The sequence below is a fragment of the Psychrobacter sp. van23A genome, from assembly GCF_030845275.1.
In the GTDB taxonomy this organism is placed as follows: Bacteria; Pseudomonadota; Gammaproteobacteria; order Pseudomonadales; family Moraxellaceae; genus Psychrobacter; species Psychrobacter faecalis.
In genome coordinates, this window is sequence record NZ_CP132595.1 from 2344736 (window position 1) to 2361498 (window position 16763).

Here is a 16763-nt window from a genome sequence, read left to right on the forward strand (position 1 = left end):
GGAGATAGGTTTAATAAAACGGTCCCAATGTAGTTGCGACCGCCTTATCCTTTAATGATAATTAATCGGAAGATCTTGTTTTAAAACGCAGTAAACGCAATGCATTCAGCGTCACCAGTACTGTAGCACCAGTATCCGCTAGCACAGCAATCCAAAGCCCTGTCACGCCGAGCACAGTGGTTATCAGAAATATGCCCTTTAACCCAAGTGCAAATATGACATTTTGATGGATATTTCTCATGGTGGCGCGGGATAAGGCAATAAGGTTAGCAACGTCTATCACGCGGCTTTTTAATAGGGCAATATCAGCCGTTTCGATAGCCACATCCGTGCCACTGCCCATCGCAATGCCAATGTCTGCCGCTGCCAAAGCGGGTGCATCATTGATACCATCACCAATCATCGCTATTTTACTATTGCTTTGCATCTCACTGAGTAGACGTAGCTTGTCTTCAGGTAACAGCTCAGCTTTCCACTCTATATCTAACTGACTGGCAAGCGCTTTTGCCGTACGACTGTTGTCACCTGTGAGCATGACGGAGCGCACGTTCATCTTGTTAAGCTGGGCAATGGCCTGCTTTGCATCCTCTCGTAACTCATCACGTAGAGCGACCAATCCGAGCGCCTCCCTCGTTTGCTCATCAAACAAAATAGAAACCGTTTTACCATCATTTTGTAGCATTTCAATTTGAATCTGCTGCTCAGCTGGCAACATCACTTTCTCAGCGACGTAGACTGGTGAGCCGATGGCCAAAGAGCGTCCAGCAACCGTTGCATGAACCGCTTTACCTGCGGTCGCAAAGGCGTTGGAGGATCCAGGTATGACTACCTTAGCGGCTTTGGCATGATCCACAATAGCGATAGCAAGCGGATGACTGGAGGTAGCATCGACACTTGCAAACAGTGACAGTAGTTTATCGCGACCCTCAGCATCGCCATGTACTGTTTTAAAATCAATGATATCGGTTACTCGAGGTTTGCCCTCGGTCAAAGTACCCGTTTTATCAAAAGCGACAGTGTTGACCTGACCCACCAACTCCATGACATTACCTCCTTTGATAAGCAGTCCATGGCGCGTGCCGACAGCCAAACCTGAGGCAATAGCGGCAGGTGTTGACAGCACAAGAGCACAAGGACAGGCGATCAGTAATAGCGCTAAACCACGGTATAGCCATACTCCCCATTCTGCTCCCATCAGTAGAGGTGGGATAATAATCACTAAAGCCGCAATCGCCATAACGATAGGCGTATAGTAGCGGCTAAAGGTTTCAATAAAGCGTGCAGTCGGTGCTTTGGACGCTTGTGCCCGCTCCACAAGCTCAATAATACGAGCAATTGTATTATCTGCCGCTGTTTTTTCTACGCGTATTTGTAGTACCCCATCAACGTTGATAGATCCAGCAAAGACCTCATCGCCTATGGTTTTGGCAACAGGAACAGATTCTCCCGTCACAGGTGACTCATCAAGGCTAGACGTACCTTGAACAATCACGCCATCAGCAGAGACTCTATCACCAGGACGCACAAGCACCTTATCATTCACTTGTAGTGAAGTCGCTGCCACCTGACGTTGTTGTCCTTGCGCGTCCAGTAAAATAGCTGTCTTTGGCACAAGCGACGATAATGCTCTGATTCCTGCGCGCGCACGATTAGCTGCGACACTCTCTAATAGCTCCCCAACCGAGAATAAAAAGACCACGGCAGCCGCTTCTTCAGCTTCACCTATGATAAGCGCGCCAATAGCCGCAACAGACATGAGCATTTCAATTGAAAAAGGCGATCCTGCTAACGCCAGTGCAGAAGCTTTGCGAGCAAATGGTAGGACACCGATAGCCACAGCGGCAATAAAAGCCCATGCGCCATATTCAGGGAAAATTAAAGACAATACATATGCGGCACCCATCAAAAGCCCCGTACCAATGACCTGTTTGCCTTTTATGGTTTGCCACCAGCGCTGATTGTCCACCGCTGATTGATTACCATCATTGCCCCTCTCATTTTGTTGACCCGTTAACGCTGACACACCAAACCCTAGGCTTTTAATGGTTTTCTCGATATCTTTAACGCCAGTATTCGTATCAGGCGCCAAGGTTAGCTCTAGCTTTTGAGTCGCAAAGTTTAACTGAACCTCAGAGACACCAGGTATTCGCATTAACGCCCGCTCGATTTTACCAACACAACTGGCACAGTCCATACCTTCAATATGATATTGCATAATCACTTCTCCTCTTGTTAAAGGCAGTATGAACCCTATAGTAACTTTAGGGTCAAGACTTTTAACGATAAAGAGGTTTGATTTTTTATCAGCAAACCTTATAGTTACTTTATTGTTTAGATAATAGAAAATACTATTTAAGGAGATACACATGCTAATCAAAATTGGTGAGCTTGCCACGCGCACCGGTGCGACGGTCGAAACCATTCGCTATTATGAGAAAGAGAGGTTATTACCAAAACCTGCGCGTAGCCAAGGCAACTATCGTTTGTATAATGAAGCGCATTTTGAGCGTCTACAATTTATCCTGCACTGCCGTACGCTCGATATGACTTTGGATGAAGTACGAACCCTGCTTCAATATAGAGATAAACCTGATGAAAACTGCGGTGAGGTCAATGTGCTATTGGATGAGCATATCGATGCGGTAGAGACACGTATGGAAGAGCTGATACAATTAAAGCAACATCTACTAGCGTTGCGGCAAAAATGCGCAAGTGAAGCGCTAGCTGAATCCTGCGGAATATTGCATGCGCTTGCCGATAACTCGTGTCATAGATAAAGTATTCATTTTGATAACACTGTCCACTTTTTATCATTAAAAGTAGACCTATAACCAAAGGCGCGGGGCAAACGCATCACTAAGATGCAGTTGCCCATGTCAGATTTTTTTCAACTGGTCAATATTTTCAGATGTGATTCAGCCCATCGTCCTTTCTGTCAAACAGATAGGCTGCGCGTTTATAAGGCTGATTCATTGCGCTTGTGCAGGGAAACCGCCTTTTGCTAAAGCAGCTGTCATCTGCTCAATACTGGCGATGGTTTCGATACTGACCACTTTGGCTGCTAAATCAATCTTAACCTTGGCCTTTGAGTCGATATTCTGAATAGCTGCTGTCACACCACGGGCACAACCGCCACAGTTCATATTTGCAATCAATAGTTTCATACCCTTTCTCCAAATAAGTTTTATTTCATCCCCGCATAGGTGACTTAGAAAATCAATGTCGTTTATATAATCAAAGTCTTGTTCTTCATCACCGCATAGGTGACTTAGAAATTTGTCCTCGCCGCCAGTAACAGACATTCCCACTTCATCACCGCATAGGTGACTTAGAAGTCTCGCAAAAAGACTGATTAAACGCTAAGCTTTTGACATAGAAAAAAATAACAAACAATAAAAAACCAGACAGCCTAGGCCATCTGGTTATCAAGTATTATCAAATACCTACCTACTAACCGTAAGCTGTCCCCCAGAAAAACTGATGCATCCATCACAAAACCAAGATTTATGTTGTCTTGCATGGGGGATATCTGCTGGCACATCGAGTTGATAAGGACGACCGCAATACTCGCAATGTATATCACCCAAATAAACCTGGCATTTTGCAAGCGTAGCAAACAACTCATCAGACCTTATATTGTAATCGTAGCAAAGTATCTTTAGATGAGCGATATAGTCATTGGGTGATACGTATGACCAATACTGATAGCACAAACGCTTTGCTACATCATCTAGGCTTGAGTCGAACACAAAGTTAACACTCATGATATTCTCCTCGTTAGTAGCCATAACCAGACGGCGGTAGTAGCTCGTAAATCTCGCTTTGTAGTTGAACATACATATCATCAACCAAATATCCAAGACTCGCATCCAAGCGCTTCTGTACCCATATACGTATTGCCATATGGTTATCAAAGCAAGGCTTGATTTCTAAAAAGCGTGCTAGATTATAACCAGGTTGAATACACAAATCATAAATCAACATATTAGCGATAGTATTGGCACCCTCACTGACATAACCATTAGGCTTAAACTCGGCAAATAGCTTGTCATAATCAATAATTTTCATTTTGACGTCTCCTTGTCAGTAGATGCTTGAGTAATCTGGCTTCGATTTACGAGCGCCTCAAAAGCGCTGCCATCCTGTCGTGTCATATTTGGCACATAGCGACTATAAGTGTTAAATAACATCTTAGTCGTTGAGTGCCCCATTTGACTGGCTATCCACTCAGGACTCTCACCTGCCGCCAACCACAAAGTCGCTGCCGTATGGCGTGTTTGATAGGCGTTACGCTTCTTCAACCGTAAAACTTTAAGTGTGGGATGCCAAATACGCTTATTCACATTGTTATAATCCAATGGCTCACCCGTATGTGAGCAAAACACATAATCCGAACGCCTATAGGAGATTTCTTTTTGCTCTTTCAGCGCATCATAGACCCATGGAGACATCTGAATAGCACGATAAGACTCCTGTGTTTTAGGAGGAACAATCTTGCCTTTGACTAACGCCTGCTTAATGACAATTTCACGACGATTAAAATCAACGTTATCCCATGTCAGCCCATCAATCTCACTAGTACGCATACCTGTAAAAAATCGCACCAGATAATAATGGCGATAATCCTCCCTCACGCCATTAATAAACGTCCAAACCTCCTCCAGTGTGAGAGGCTGAATATCAGTTTTAGGCTGTTTGAGTGCCTTGATATCATAATAAGGGTTATCAAACTTATAGCGTTTAGCGGCTTCTTTTAGTATCATACCTAAAGGTACCATTATAGAATTGATGCGTGCCGCTGACAGATGTTTGTTAGCTTTTCCGTACGTTACTTTGCCGAGCGATGAACGGAAGGCTAATACATCTGTCTTTTTTATGAGATGAATGGGTTTAGTACCAAACTCAGGAAGCAAATACATATCAATAATCTCCTGTATTTTGCGCTTGTAAGTATCGCGCCACTCAATTTCTTTTTCAGAAAACCACAGTGTTGCGAACTGCTTGAAGGAAGGAACGTTGGTATTAATACATTCCTTACGATCGTTCAAAGCCACCATTTCTGCAGCCTTATCACTTTTCGGAAAGTATTTAGCATAATTAAAAATACCTAACCTAATTTCGGCTTCCATATTCAAAATAATACTTTCAAGCTTTTTACGATTTGCCGGAGTATCTATCAGGTTTGTCGTCTCCCGACAGCGTTTGCCCATATAATAAAAATCGACTATAAGCCTCTTATTTCTGCTTCTAATGCTAGCCATCATATTTCTCCTTATTGCAATGCCATGGCGTTGATGCTACCGGTGATACCAGTACGCATGTCTTTTTCAATTTCTTCCCAAACGTATAAAATCTTGCGACCACCAAAAGGACGTATGTAATGAATGCCTTCAATAAGTACGCTATCCTTAAGCTCATTACGGATCGTGCGCGGATTGTATTTGATACGCTCAGAAAGCTCTTGGGTTGTCAGGTAAGTATGTGACATAATAGATTCCTTGTAAGTTAATTAAGCTACTTTACGAGTCTATCGAACATTAATGTACTTCTATAAAACAACAAAGTACTTCGATACGCTTAATATACCGTTATTTGTTATTCGATACAAGTACTTTTTATGAAATAAAGGTTTTTATTATGATTGTGTCTAATTTGCCAGTTTTATTAGCAGAGCGCAGAATGAAGGTTGCTGATTTGATAAGGATGACAGGCATTAGTAAATCTACAATGCACAAAATCTATAATGAACAGACTTCGCGAATAGATTTTGAAACCATGGATAAGATTTGTGAAGCACTAGATGTGGGTGTGGGTGAATTATTTACTTATATCCCTAACAAGGCATCAGAAGAAGTTAAATAGGTGGTAAAGAAAAGTTTGGAGTAGAGGTCAAATATCGGAGAAGACAAGATAGTGATATTTTAGGTTGGTCACGTTTTAGTCACCATTTGGTCACCGAGCTTTTTTAAGAAAAAAGAATACTGATAAAAATAGAGCAGCTACAACACGAATCAAATAGAAGTTTTGCGCTACGACCCTTATAAAACGGGCATAAAAAAAGCCCCAATCATAAAGATTGGGGCTTTCGAATCTGGTAGGCGTAACTAGATTCGAACTAGCGACCTCTACCATGTCAAGGTAGCGCTCTAACCAACTGAGCTATACGCCTATTTAGGACATGCATTTTAGCAAGTTTTTAAAACTTTGCAAGCCTTTTCTATCACAATATTAGGTTATTATGAGAATAGCTAATTTTACGCTTTATAATGAAACACTTAAGAGAATTAGAGTACTCTAAATAGTTTCCACTATTCTAAGACAACTTATAGCTTATAGACTCTCAATATTATAAAAATACAACTTCTTAATCGAGATCATCAGATGACCTTACGCATTCATGCTTTATTTCACACAGATTACGAAGACCTCAGCTTTATTAAGCATTGGGCAGTTCATCATCAGCACACTATTACCTACACGCGTTCTTATAATAAAGACACCTTGCCAGCGCTTGACAGTTTTGACTGGTTAATCGTGATGGGCGGGCCGATGAGTGTCCACGATGAGGACAACCATTCTTGGCTAATTGAAGAAAAACGTCTGATTAAACGAAGTATGGATAGCGGAAAAAACGTCATTGGCGTGTGTTTGGGGGCGCAGCTTATTGCCCACTGCTTGGGAGCAAGCGTAGAGCCAGCAGGCGTAAAAGAAATCGGCTGGCTACCTATTCAGTTGACCACAGACGCTCAGTCTCACCCTTTACTCCAAGAATTACCAAAGCAGGCGTTTACGGTCTTTCATTGGCATGGCGATGGGTTTGAATATCCACAAGGAGCGATTCCGTTAGCAACATCAGCAGCGTGGCCCAATCAAGGCTTTCTTTATCAAACGCCGCAGCAAAAAGCGCTTGGCACTTGGGTGATGGCTTGGCAGTGTCATTTTGAAGTCACCAAAGAAAGCATCGTTAAAATGGTAGCAAACGGCGACAATGCCATTCAAAAAGGGCTAATTAACTATCCTAAAACCGTACAATCACCTACTGAGATCATAGCGCTTGGTGATAAATATATTGCCAATAACAACGCGCGCTTAGCAGCCATGCTCAATCGTATGGCAAAGACGGCGGACATTTAAACCTAATCTTTCAATCCTAAAAAAACTTAACGGTTTAGCTGCTTTTTACCCCTTTTAGCCGCAAGCCTACCCTTTATCGGGTCTGCTGGTTTGATGCCGCCATTTTTACCCCACCATAGGTAACCAACACGACGCCAAGCGCTATCAATGATGCGCCCAAAAACAACCCTTCGGGCGGACGCTCGCCTTGTAAAAAAATAGCAACCGGCACACCAACCACCGCCCCAACTGAGCCTAATAAACTGAGTAGTACGGGGCCGCCGGTTTTTTGTAGTAAGAATAACAATAAAAACTGACCAGCAAAAACGAAAGCCTGCACCGCAATCAACCCTAACGGCAACATCTCAGCTAGCGGAACGGCAAGAGAATAATTAGGTAAAATACTAAACAAGCCGAGTAGCACGGATGCGGCTATCAGCATACCCGGTGCCAGCGCGCTCGGAGAGAGATTGTCAGGCCAATATAAGGTGCGATAAATATTACCAATCGCCAATAACACTGGACCACAAAGCGCTAGCCCAATCCAAAAAACACTGGCATCGGGCGCAGCGAATTTACGGGCGGCGAGCACCCCGGCGCCGGCAAGTGCCGCGACCACGCCAAGCGCGCGCAGCTTGGTAAAGCGCTCTATTCTTAGGATGATAGCGGCGAGATACGTCAATAGCGGCGGCAGAGAAATAATCAAGGCGACAAAACTGGCGCCGACATGCGGAATAGCGGAGAAGAAAATGAGATTGGAGCCTGCCACACTCACCAACGCAGCCACTAGATAATAGCTCAAGGTTGGTTTGCTTAACGGCGGCAGCTCGTGGCGTAACAACGCATAACTAAATAAAATAAACGCCGCACCTGTGATAGACCAAAACAGAAATGCCAGCGGCGTCAGACCGACCTCGCCTGCTAATTTGGCTAGATTGGTAGAAACACCGATCAATCCGCCACCCGCGATGAGACACAGCACAGGAATGAGCCATGCTTTTTTATTTTTATCTTTAGCCATGGACGGCGGCGCTGACTGACTCATAGACTACCTTAGTGTTAAAACAGCGGCTTTATTCATCGTCATTAGCCCTATTACTATTTTATTGGCTTAGCATTATTGTTAGCTTTTATTTCATCACGATAGATGAGCGCTCGCGCCAATGCAACCATAAACGAGTATCAAGCTCATATTGATGATAGTTTGGCTCCATATGACAGCACAGTTGATAAAAGGCCTTGTTATGCTCTTGCTCCTTAAAATGCGCCAACTCATGCACCACGATCATACGCAAAAACTCGGGCGGCGCTTCTTTAAATAGGCTGGCTACCGTGATGCTATTATGTGATTTTAGCTTGCTGCCTTGCACGCGCGACTGATAGGTATGAATGCCAAGCGCCTGATTGAGCACGGCAAGTTTACTGTTATAAGACACCTGCGACAGCGGACTGCTTTTGCGCATATACTGATTTTTAATGTCATTACTATATTGATATAGCGCTTTATCGCTTTGTACTTGATGACGGTTTGGATATTTTTTATCCAAATACTCACCCAGTCTGCCCGTGCTAATCAGCGTCGCCGCTTGGCTTTGAATTTGCTCAGAGTAATGCGCGATATATTTTAATGTGGTCAATGTGTTTGTCCTTGACGTCTTAATGTTTAACGATTACTAATGCCTGTTTACTTAATGTGCCACCGAATTAGACAATAAATTCATCACCACTACCCCACCAACAATCATCGCAATGCCGATAATCGCTGCGGTATCAAGCGTTTGCTTAAAAAAGAACAGTCCTACCAGTGAAGTCAATACGATACCAAGCCCGCCCCATAAGGCATAAGCAATACCGATAGGGATGGTTTTTATGGTTTGGGTTAATAAGTAGAACGAAATAGCATAAAGCACCGCCATAATAAGCGTGGGCACAAAGCGCGTAAACTGCTCTGACTTGACCAAAAAGGTAGTGCCAATAACTTCGCAGACAATAGCGATGGCAAGGTAACCGTAAGCAATCATGGTTGGACTCATATTTAGGGCACTTATATTGGTAGAAAGTATTGAATTAGAAACAGTCAGTTAAATAAAACGATAAGAACGCTCGGATGGCTATTTTATAGGTTTATATGGGTGCATGAAATAAAGATTTTAAGGGTTAAAGTAATATAAGGTTTTTCTTTAGTTTCAAATAGATAGTCTTATCAAACTAAGGAATAAAGTAAGTTGTTATAATATTAAGAAAAATTAATTTTTATACACATTTTAGCAGCAGCAATCATCGTCACCGTCAATAAAGGCGCCGCTTTAACAAGAAACACCCACAATTTTATCCTATTTATAATTATATTTATTATTTATCGCCTAATAAGGTTGACAGCCCAGAACTACTTGGCTAAAATGTGCCCCACATAACGCAAACAAGATAAGCAATCGCACCTACCAAAGGCTTTGTAAAACTTGTTTAATTAACCGTTATCACAACTTATTCTCCAATAGCTCAGTTGGTAGAGCAACGGACTGTTAATCCGTGTGTCCCTGGTTCGAGCCCAGGTTGGAGAGCCATATTTTAAAAGACCTTCATCAACTATTTGATGGAGGTTTTTTTGTGGTCGTTATTTAATCCTTAATATCTTACCTTATTCACCAATACAATATTTATACGGCGACGGTGTTCTTTTAGCGACTTTTATTGTATGGTAGGAGTGGCTGTGACCAAGTTCGTTTTTGTCTGAGTGTTTTATTCCTACTCACTAAAAGTAATGGTTTATTATGATACCTGTTCGTATAAAAAATAAATTCTCTGATCATCCGCAAAAAATCACGCGTCCGATCAGTATTCGCTTGTCTGAAGAGATGATTAGATTATTAGAGTCTACCTCAGCAGAGCTGGGCTTTAAACGTATCCAAGGTCTGATTCGTCTTTATATCCGTCAAGGATTGGATCGCGACCATCAAGATTATACCTTGGCGCATGATGAAGTGTTTATTGAAAGCCTACGTAAGCGTGGGGTCAGCCAACGTATCATTGATGAGGCGATTGTGGTCACGCATAATAATACCACCACCCACCCGCTATCTGAGCTGCAAGATAAAGAGTAGCGCTTGGCTTATCATACATACAAAAAAAAGACTAAGTTTGCTTAACGGCGCTTGGTCTTTTTTTTGCTATTTAATTTGAACTTGCTACGTAAAATATGCCCTTCTCAATACGCTTAATAACATCGAATACCCATTAGCGATAAACAAACATACAAAATTATCATAAGCGCTATATTGATAAGCGCTATATTGGTATAAAAGTTATTCGCATTGATATGGGTTGAGAAGGAGGCATATGATGATTGGTTTATATAAACACGCAGGCCGTGCACGCTATATAAAAAAGGCCATGTTATTGGCATTTACTGTAGCGATGTTGCCAGTTATCAATGGTTGCATGCAGCCGCCAGCAGATCCAAGCAGGCAGACCATACCAACCAACTCTGACCAATGGCAAAAGAAGCTTGGCGATACGTTTGAGCGGTTGCCTGAGGCTGACAGACAGCTCTTGAGCCGCTATATGCTACGTATGAAGCTCAGCGGCGCGTATGAGTCCGGAGCGATGCCACGTATCACCATCAAGCAAGCCCTTATCCAGCAGCGTGAATATGAGCGCTTGCATCCAAATAATCCTACTGGCAAAAAAAGCCCGATTGTCACCAGTCCGCAAGTGCATACTGCCAAAGCACAAAATTACCCTGTCGCTTTACTCCCCGTAAAAACCAGCGATAGCGATAGTCTAAACCAAGTAAAACTACAGTTTATGCTGTCAAACCACGGTAAGGTAGCGATTAAAAGCTTTAAGGGTAAGCTCACCATGCAAGAGGCCAATTTGACCAAAAGTAAAAGCTTTAATGTACCGTTGACCCAGTTCCAGCCACCAATCGAACCTGAACAGTCTGGCAAAATCATCATCGAAAGCAGTATTGAAGATATCAATGTCATGCGCGCGATTAAAAATCATACGGACATACACATTGAGATTAGCGAAGGCACACTGGTATTAATGGATGGGCAAGAAGTAGAGTTTGAGCAAACGCTGGCGAAATAATAGAGAGTTCATATAGTCCATTCAAAACAAAATCGATAGGGGCATAACTATGTGCGACTGGTATAAATTTTCCTTGCTTACGCTAGTGCAGAGGCTGCGGAAAATTCATCCCAGTCGCTCGGCACGGTATCGGGTTTAAAATAAACCAACTATAGAGTGCCCGCTAAGTTAAAACCGCATTTATGCAAACATAAAAAAGCCCCAATCAATAACTGATTGGGGCTTTTTCGAATTTGGCGGAGACGGAGAGATTCGAACTCTCGAAGGGCTATGAACCCTTGCCGGTTTTCAAGACCGGTGCATTCAACCGCTCTGCCACGTCTCCATTGGTGCATCATTATATAGATATCATCGTATAATGCAAGCGCTTCATATTAAAAAAATGAAATTAATTTACAGCCAGTTTTAAATCAATGACTTAGCGTGCGCCAAAATTTTTTACCCCGTGCTTTTTTTAAAACATTTACTGCAAACCAGGTTATTTACTTAAAGCGAGGTGCAAGCACATATCAAGCAGCCTGTTGGCATAGCCCCATTCATTGTCGTACCAGGCAAACACTTTATATTGCTCGCCCACTTGCATCAATTGCTGCCCATCGATAATCAGCGATTCTGGCTGATGGATAAAGTCACTGGAAACGAGCGGCTCATCAGTATACGCCATGATATTTATCAAATCACCAAGGCTAGCAGCTCTTAACTTTTCTCGTATCGCATCGACGCTGACATCCGGCGTATCAAAGACAAACGTCACATCAATCGCCGCCACATCAATGGTCGGTACGCGTATCGAGTGACCGTTTATCTTCCCTACCATCGCAGGCAATACCCGTTCTGTCGCAGCAATACTACTTGAGGTGGTCGGAATAATATTATAACCAGAGGCGCGTGCGCGTCTTGGGTCTCGGTGCGCTTGATCGAGCACTGTCTGGTCAGCAGTCACAGCATGAATCTCGGTCATCATAGCCGACCTAACGCCAAATGCCTTATCAAGCGTATCAATCAGCGGTACTAAGGCCTGCGTGGTACAAGAAACGCTCGAGATAATCGGCAGCTTGCGTGTGAGCTCAGCGGTATTGACGCCCATGACAATACAAGCATCGACATTATCAAAGGGCGCAGCACCAATAATGACTTGCTGTGCACCCGCTGCTATATGTAGCTGCGCCTGCTCATAAGAGCGAAAATGCCCCGTACACTCTAGCACTACATCGATACCAAGCGTGCGCCATGGTAGGTTTTTTGGGTCAGCTTCTGAGAGCATTTTGATGCAGTAGGTCAGATTATTCTTAGTCAAACACAGCTGAGTATTGTTTTTATCGTCTAAAACCTCTGCACTGACGCCAAGTCGGCTTAAGCGACCATGAGTACTATCGAATTTTAACAAATGCAATAAGATATCAGCCGATGCCAAATCATTAATCGCCACTACATGGATAGCGCGCCCCAACACCTCAAAGCGCTCTAACAAGGCACGCAGTACATTACGTCCAATACGGCCAAAGCCATTGATAGCAATCCTCAAGGGCTGCGTATGCTCGCCTGTCGCATGCGTAAGCGCCACTCTAGGTTCGGCGTTCAATTGGTAAGTTGCGCTAGAAAAATCAGGTATAACGTCAGACATAAAAGGGTATCGCTATAAAGAGATATAAAAAGAGTGGCGCGCTACATTGAATATTATCAGCATAATGACGGTCTATCTTTAGAGATTTTTTCTCACCGATTGGATGCTACGGCGTAATAAAAATTAATGCCAAACGAATGGTATTGTAATCAACCGCTTGTTTTAGATGCTCAAAAATTGGACGCAGCTTAACACTGCCATCATCGTTAAAGTCATTAGGGTTATTGGCGACCTTAATGGCCACATAAGCGTTGCCAACCGCCGTCATCACTTCATCGTCTGGGCGCAGATGATCACACGCCAAACTTGGATCTTGCGATTTTAATTCTGCAATATGGCGCATAATGGTCGATTGCGACAGCTGCCGCGCCTGCGAAATCTCGGCAATCGATAAGCTCTCTTCTAATAAAATTCGCGTCGCCAGCAAGGTGCTGTCCGATTTATCAGAAACTTGATTACCAAGTTTCTGTTTTTTATCTATCTGCGCTTGCTGTTGCTCGCGGCGTTTTTTCTGCAAATTGGCATACGCTTCAATCACCGACTTGCTAAGCGTGCCGCCTGATTTTAGAATAAATTTCTCATGCGCCTGCCTCATACTTTCTTCATCAAGCATGGCATAATTGGCATCCGCTTCCTCTGACAGTGCCAAAAAGCGTTTATCGGCGCCGCGTGCCAGCGGGTCAAGCTGCAAGCTCATGTCATTCATACCGAGCAATTGCAAACCTGCCAGCGACTTTAAGCGTGACAATGCCACATAACCTTGCCCAAGCTCAAAAGTGCGCGATAAATCAATCTCGGCCGCCTCAAGGGTCATGCCTTGCGATTTATGAATAGTAATGGCCCAAGCCAAACACAGCGGCACTTGTAAGTAGCTTGCCAGCACGTCGCCGGTTTCGTCTTCGATGATCCATTCTTCAGGCTCAGCGATGACTTCACGACCTGAGTTTAGTCGAACTACAGGCATTTTTTGCGTGGTTGGTTTTTCATCTTTTGGTTTTTCCTTACTTTCTTTATCTTTTTTGGCTTTGTTTTTCGTATTCTTAGCAATAGCATCTTGCGCAGTATCTTCAATCAAATCATCGCTCGTATCTTTACTATCGTCAATTTTTACCGCAGCAAAACCAATCAGCTCACCCATCGTGCCGTTAGAGACACCAAGCTCGCTGTTGTTTTTGATAAACATCACCTTAGCACCGACCTTTAATACCAAATCGTCTTGAGTGCGTACCGTTTTTTTGAGGGTCTCAACCAATTTACTATCGCCAGTCGAGGTGGCCTCAAAACGCATCATATCCCCATCTAAGGCGGCCAGCTCTTTATCATTGATTTTATTAACGTTGAGATTATGGGTATAAAGACGGGTACGCTTGATATCGACGTTTTGATCAAAGGTGGCTTCTAAAGCAGCAATGGCTTCAAAGCTCACTTCTTGACGGCGAATTTGATTGAGAATATCGTCTAAATCAAGCCCGCCATTTGCTGCTTCGCTCACTTGTCGATGTTGCTCAGATAGATAGCAAATATGAAATTTGGCATCGAGCCACGCTTCACTCATAAAGGCAAACTTTTCTCGGTTACTCTCACCCTTACTTCCAATCGGTGGTAACTGAAAAAAGTCCCCTGCAACCACCACTTGTATACCACCAAATGCAGCATCGTTTTTTCGCACATGCTTGAGCACTTGGTTGACTAGGTTAAGCTGCTTGGCATGCAGCATGGAAATCTCATCGATGATCAATACCGCCGTGTCTTTTAATCTGTCTGCTAAAAACTGCTTACGCGATAAATTGGTCAAATCACGATCAGACAACTCGTCTTTGATGCCTATACCTGACCAACTATGGATAGTCGTGCCGTTCATGTGTGTCGCCGCGATACCCGTACTAGCAGTCACAGCAACTGGCACACGGCGCGCGCGTAAGTAATTGATGTACTGGTTGAGAGTATAAGTTTTACCTGAACCTGCTGAGCCAGTCAAAAACACATTTTGACCTGTTTTTAAGATATCAAGAGCAGAAGATTGACGCATATATCCAAACCAACCAATAACATAAGAAAAAGGAAACTACCGTCGTAGCATCATAATGGTAGCAATTATAACAGCTGTACCAAGTTTTCGAACCAATTTAAGCAGATACTTATGCATAACCTAAATTTATGAAACAACCTGATTTGCTTTACTAAAAGTACCTATCCTTATGTATAAAAGTTCAGTAGGATAGACTGACAACCTGATCAGGAAGATCCAGCAAAACCGTGCAAGTGACTTTATAGATATGACCTCAAAAGATCATATATCAAAGGCTTGAACGTTTATTTGCTTTATAAATTAAGACAACAAGGAGTCGTTAATGCTACACGCCTATCCCAATACAGAAAACAGCCCCGTCCAATTCCGCGAAAAATATGACAACTTTATCAATGGTGAGTGGGTCGCACCAGCCGATGGAGAATACTTTGACAACACCAGCCCCATTGACGGTAAAGTCATCTGCCAAGTCGCCCGTTCAAAAGAAGCGGATATTGAAAAAGCCTTAGACGCTGCTCATGCTGCCAAAGACGCTTGGGGCAAAACCAGTGTCGCTGAACGTGCCAATCTACTGCTCAAAATTGCAGATAAGATGGAAGCCAATTTAGAAGCCATCGCCATTGCCGAAACGTATGAAAACGGCAAGCCTGTACGTGAAACCCTAGCAGCAGACATTCCATTAGCTGTCGATCACTTTCGCTATTTTGCCAGTGCCATTCGTGCACAAGAAGGCGGCATCAGTCAAATTGATGATGACACGGTTGCTTATCACTTCCATGAGCCACTTGGTGTCGTCGGCCAGATTATCCCATGGAACTTTCCGATCCTCATGGCAGTATGGAAGCTAGCCCCTGCGCTTGCTGCTGGTAACTGTATAGTACTCAAGCCTGCAGAGCAAACGCCTGCCTCTATCCTATTTATGCTAGAGACGATCGGGATTGCTGATATCTTACCAAAAGGTGTCCTCAACGTGGTCAACGGTTTCGGAGTTGAAGCTGGTAAGCCGCTTGCCTCCAATCCACGTATCAATAAAGTTGCCTTTACTGGTGAGACGACTACTGGTCGCCTAATCATGCAGTACGCCAGTGAAAACATCATTCCAGTTACCCTAGAGCTGGGTGGTAAGAGTCCAAATATCTTCTTTGCTGATGTCATGGACGAAGACGATGATTTCTTGGACAAAGCGGTCGAAGGTCTAGTGATGTTTGCGCTTAACCAAGGTGAAGTCTGTACTTGTCCGTCGCGCGCATTAGTACACGAGAGCATTTATGATGAGTTTATGAAGCGCTGTATCGAGCGCGTCAAAGCCATCAAAATGGGTAACCCATTAGATACTGATACCATGATTGGCGCCCAAGCCAGCACAGACCAGTTAGAAAAAATCCTATCTTATCTGGATATTGGTAAAAAAGAAGGGGCCAAAGTATTGGTCGGTGGCGAACAAGCCAAGCATGACGGCGACCTTGCAGATGGCTACTATGTGCAGCCCACTATCTTTGAAGGCACTAACGACATGCGCGTGTTCCAAGAGGAAATCTTTGGACCAGTACTTGCCGTCACGAAATTTAAAGACGACGAAGAGGCCATGAGCATTGCCAATGATACCTTATATGGTCTTGGTGCTGGAGTCTGGACACGCAGTGTACACAAAGCCTATCGCTTCGGACGTGGCATCCAAGCAGGTCGCGTGTGGACCAACTGCTACCACATCTATCCTTCGCATTCTGCATTTGGTGGCTACAAGCAATCGGGTATCGGCCGCGAAAACCATCTAATGATGCTTGATCATTATCAGCAAACCAAAAACATGCTGGTATCGTATAGTCCAAAAGCGATGGGGTTCTTTTAAACACTATTTGCTAAAGCACCTTACAAGGAAGCGTAAGGTGCAAACTCGATGCTTAC

Annotated in this window: 16 protein-coding genes, 3 tRNA genes and 1 CRISPR repeat array; of the genes, 7 read left to right on the forward strand and 12 right to left on the reverse strand. The window is 43.6% G+C overall.

The features are described 5' to 3' along the window. Positions 1-61: 61 nt before the first annotated feature. Complete coding sequence (locus RAH45_RS09905) at positions 62-2215, reverse strand: heavy metal translocating P-type ATPase (RefSeq protein WP_191692465.1); 2154 nt, start codon at positions 2213-2215, stop codon at positions 62-64. A 151-nt stretch (positions 2216-2366) separates the two neighbouring features. Between RAH45_RS09905 and cadR the strand changes: the two genes are divergently transcribed. Next, positions 2367-2777 carry a Cd(II)/Pb(II)-responsive transcriptional regulator gene (cadR, locus tag RAH45_RS09910; protein ID WP_068406859.1) on the forward strand — a complete coding sequence of 137 codons (411 nt, stop codon included), beginning with the start codon at positions 2367-2369 and terminating at the stop codon, positions 2775-2777. A gap of 192 nt (positions 2778-2969) precedes the next feature. On the opposite strand, the gene RAH45_RS09915 is transcribed toward cadR, so the two are convergent. The 4 genes from RAH45_RS09915 to RAH45_RS09930 form a co-directional block, all read right to left on the reverse strand. After that, the gene (locus RAH45_RS09915) at positions 2970-3164 is read right to left on the reverse strand and encodes a heavy-metal-associated domain-containing protein (protein WP_025646094.1); all 195 of its coding nucleotides are present in this window, start codon (positions 3162-3164) and stop codon (positions 2970-2972) included. A gap of 22 nt (positions 3165-3186) precedes the next feature. Beyond that, positions 3187-3335: direct repeats of the CRISPR family, unit length 19 nt; unit sequence CCGCATAGGTGACTTAGAA. 442 nt (positions 3336-3777) lie between these two features. After that, entirely contained in the window at positions 3778-4068 is a 291-nt protein-coding gene (locus tag RAH45_RS09920; protein WP_198328899.1) for a hypothetical protein, read from the reverse strand. Beyond that, positions 4065-5261 carry an Arm DNA-binding domain-containing protein gene (locus RAH45_RS09925; RefSeq protein WP_306495945.1) on the reverse strand — a complete coding sequence of 399 codons (1197 nt, stop codon included), beginning with the start codon at positions 5259-5261 and terminating at the stop codon, positions 4065-4067. Before RAH45_RS09925 ends, RAH45_RS09920 begins: the two co-directional genes overlap by 4 nt. A gap of 11 nt (positions 5262-5272) precedes the next feature. Further along, on the reverse strand, positions 5273-5488 hold the full coding sequence (locus tag RAH45_RS09930; RefSeq protein WP_011959964.1) for a hypothetical protein: 216 nt from the start codon (positions 5486-5488) through the stop codon (positions 5273-5275). A 149-nt stretch (positions 5489-5637) separates the two neighbouring features. On the opposite strand from RAH45_RS09930, the gene RAH45_RS09935 reads away from it, so the two are divergent. Further along, a complete protein-coding gene (locus tag RAH45_RS09935) occupies positions 5638-5862 on the forward strand; it encodes a helix-turn-helix domain-containing protein (protein ID WP_041773282.1) in 225 nt (74 codons plus the stop codon). A gap of 230 nt (positions 5863-6092) precedes the next feature. On the opposite strand, the gene RAH45_RS09940 is transcribed toward RAH45_RS09935, so the two are convergent. Beyond that, a tRNA-Val gene (locus tag RAH45_RS09940) sits at positions 6093-6169 on the reverse strand. Positions 6170-6381: 212 nt separating this feature from the next. On the opposite strand from RAH45_RS09940, the gene RAH45_RS09945 reads away from it, so the two are divergent. Further along, positions 6382-7134: a type 1 glutamine amidotransferase gene (locus RAH45_RS09945; protein ID WP_306495235.1), complete on the forward strand. Its 753-nt coding sequence runs from the start codon at positions 6382-6384 to the stop codon at positions 7132-7134. Positions 7135-7207: 73 nt separating this feature from the next. Here RAH45_RS09945 and RAH45_RS09950 read toward each other — a convergent pair whose 3' ends face one another. From RAH45_RS09950 to RAH45_RS09960, 3 genes are all read right to left on the reverse strand, one after another. Next, positions 7208-8158, reverse strand: a complete 951-nt coding sequence (locus tag RAH45_RS09950; protein ID WP_306495236.1) for a DMT family transporter — start codon at positions 8156-8158, stop codon at positions 7208-7210. An 85-nt stretch (positions 8159-8243) separates the two neighbouring features. Next, positions 8244-8750: a M48 metallopeptidase family protein gene (locus tag RAH45_RS09955; protein ID WP_306495237.1), complete on the reverse strand. Its 507-nt coding sequence runs from the start codon at positions 8748-8750 to the stop codon at positions 8244-8246. Positions 8751-8801: 51 nt separating this feature from the next. Further along, complete coding sequence (locus tag RAH45_RS09960; RefSeq protein WP_082894398.1) at positions 8802-9146, reverse strand: DMT family transporter; 345 nt, start codon at positions 9144-9146, stop codon at positions 8802-8804. Between the two features lie 455 nt (positions 9147-9601). On the opposite strand from RAH45_RS09960, the gene RAH45_RS09965 reads away from it, so the two are divergent. The 3 genes from RAH45_RS09965 (at position 9602) to RAH45_RS09975 (ending at position 11205) form a co-directional block, all read left to right on the forward strand. Beyond that, positions 9602-9677, forward strand: a tRNA-Asn gene (locus RAH45_RS09965). Positions 9678-9884: 207 nt separating this feature from the next. After that, positions 9885-10214: a CopG family transcriptional regulator gene (locus tag RAH45_RS09970; protein WP_068408103.1), complete on the forward strand. Its 330-nt coding sequence runs from the start codon at positions 9885-9887 to the stop codon at positions 10212-10214. A 235-nt stretch (positions 10215-10449) separates the two neighbouring features. Then, positions 10450-11205 carry a hypothetical protein gene (locus RAH45_RS09975; protein ID WP_227678318.1) on the forward strand — a complete coding sequence of 252 codons (756 nt, stop codon included), beginning with the start codon at positions 10450-10452 and terminating at the stop codon, positions 11203-11205. Between the two features lie 234 nt (positions 11206-11439). On the opposite strand, the gene RAH45_RS09980 is transcribed toward RAH45_RS09975, so the two are convergent. From RAH45_RS09980 to RAH45_RS09990, 3 genes are all read right to left on the reverse strand, one after another. Beyond that, a tRNA-Ser gene (locus RAH45_RS09980) sits at positions 11440-11530 on the reverse strand. A gap of 153 nt (positions 11531-11683) precedes the next feature. Then, positions 11684-12817, reverse strand: coding sequence for a type I glyceraldehyde-3-phosphate dehydrogenase (locus RAH45_RS09985; protein WP_102076869.1), 1134 nt, complete (start codon positions 12815-12817; stop codon positions 11684-11686). 118 nt (positions 12818-12935) lie between these two features. After that, entirely contained in the window at positions 12936-14858 is a 1923-nt protein-coding gene (locus RAH45_RS09990) for a DEAD/DEAH box helicase (protein ID WP_193031293.1), read from the reverse strand. 322 nt (positions 14859-15180) lie between these two features. On the opposite strand from RAH45_RS09990, the gene RAH45_RS09995 reads away from it, so the two are divergent. Next, a complete protein-coding gene (locus RAH45_RS09995; protein WP_198328895.1) occupies positions 15181-16707 on the forward strand; it encodes an acetaldehyde dehydrogenase ExaC in 1527 nt (508 codons plus the stop codon). The last annotated feature ends 56 nt before the right edge of the window (positions 16708-16763 follow it).

Bases quoted from the DNA above. Each gene is read 5' to 3' on its own strand.
- RAH45_RS09950 (WP_306495236.1), bottom strand. From the start codon at position 8,158: ATGAGTCAGTCAGCGCCGCCGTCCATGGCTAAAGATAAAAATAAAAAA.
- RAH45_RS09990 (WP_193031293.1), bottom strand. From the start codon at position 14,858: ATGCGTCAATCTTCTGCTCTTGATATCTTAAAAACAGGTCAAAATGTG.
- RAH45_RS09905 (WP_191692465.1), bottom strand. From the start codon at position 2,215: ATGCAATATCATATTGAAGGTATGGACTGTGCCAGTTGTGTTGGTAAA.
- RAH45_RS09995 (WP_198328895.1), top strand. From the start codon at position 15,181: ATGCTACACGCCTATCCCAATACAGAAAACAGCCCCGTCCAATTCCGC.
- RAH45_RS09970 (WP_068408103.1), top strand. From the start codon at position 9,885: ATGATACCTGTTCGTATAAAAAATAAATTCTCTGATCATCCGCAAAAA.
- RAH45_RS09930 (WP_011959964.1), bottom strand. From the start codon at position 5,488: ATGTCACATACTTACCTGACAACCCAAGAGCTTTCTGAGCGTATCAAA.
- RAH45_RS09915 (WP_025646094.1), bottom strand. From the start codon at position 3,164: ATGAAACTATTGATTGCAAATATGAACTGTGGCGGTTGTGCCCGTGGT.
- RAH45_RS09925 (WP_306495945.1), bottom strand. From the start codon at position 5,261: ATGGCTAGCATTAGAAGCAGAAATAAGAGGCTTATAGTCGATTTTTAT.
- RAH45_RS09935 (WP_041773282.1), top strand. From the start codon at position 5,638: ATGATTGTGTCTAATTTGCCAGTTTTATTAGCAGAGCGCAGAATGAAG.
- RAH45_RS09960 (WP_082894398.1), bottom strand. From the start codon at position 9,146: ATGAGTCCAACCATGATTGCTTACGGTTACCTTGCCATCGCTATTGTC.
- RAH45_RS09975 (WP_227678318.1), top strand. From the start codon at position 10,450: ATGATGATTGGTTTATATAAACACGCAGGCCGTGCACGCTATATAAAA.
- RAH45_RS09945 (WP_306495235.1), top strand. From the start codon at position 6,382: ATGACCTTACGCATTCATGCTTTATTTCACACAGATTACGAAGACCTC.
- cadR (WP_068406859.1), top strand. From the start codon at position 2,367: ATGCTAATCAAAATTGGTGAGCTTGCCACGCGCACCGGTGCGACGGTC.
- RAH45_RS09920 (WP_198328899.1), bottom strand. From the start codon at position 4,068: ATGAAAATTATTGATTATGACAAGCTATTTGCCGAGTTTAAGCCTAAT.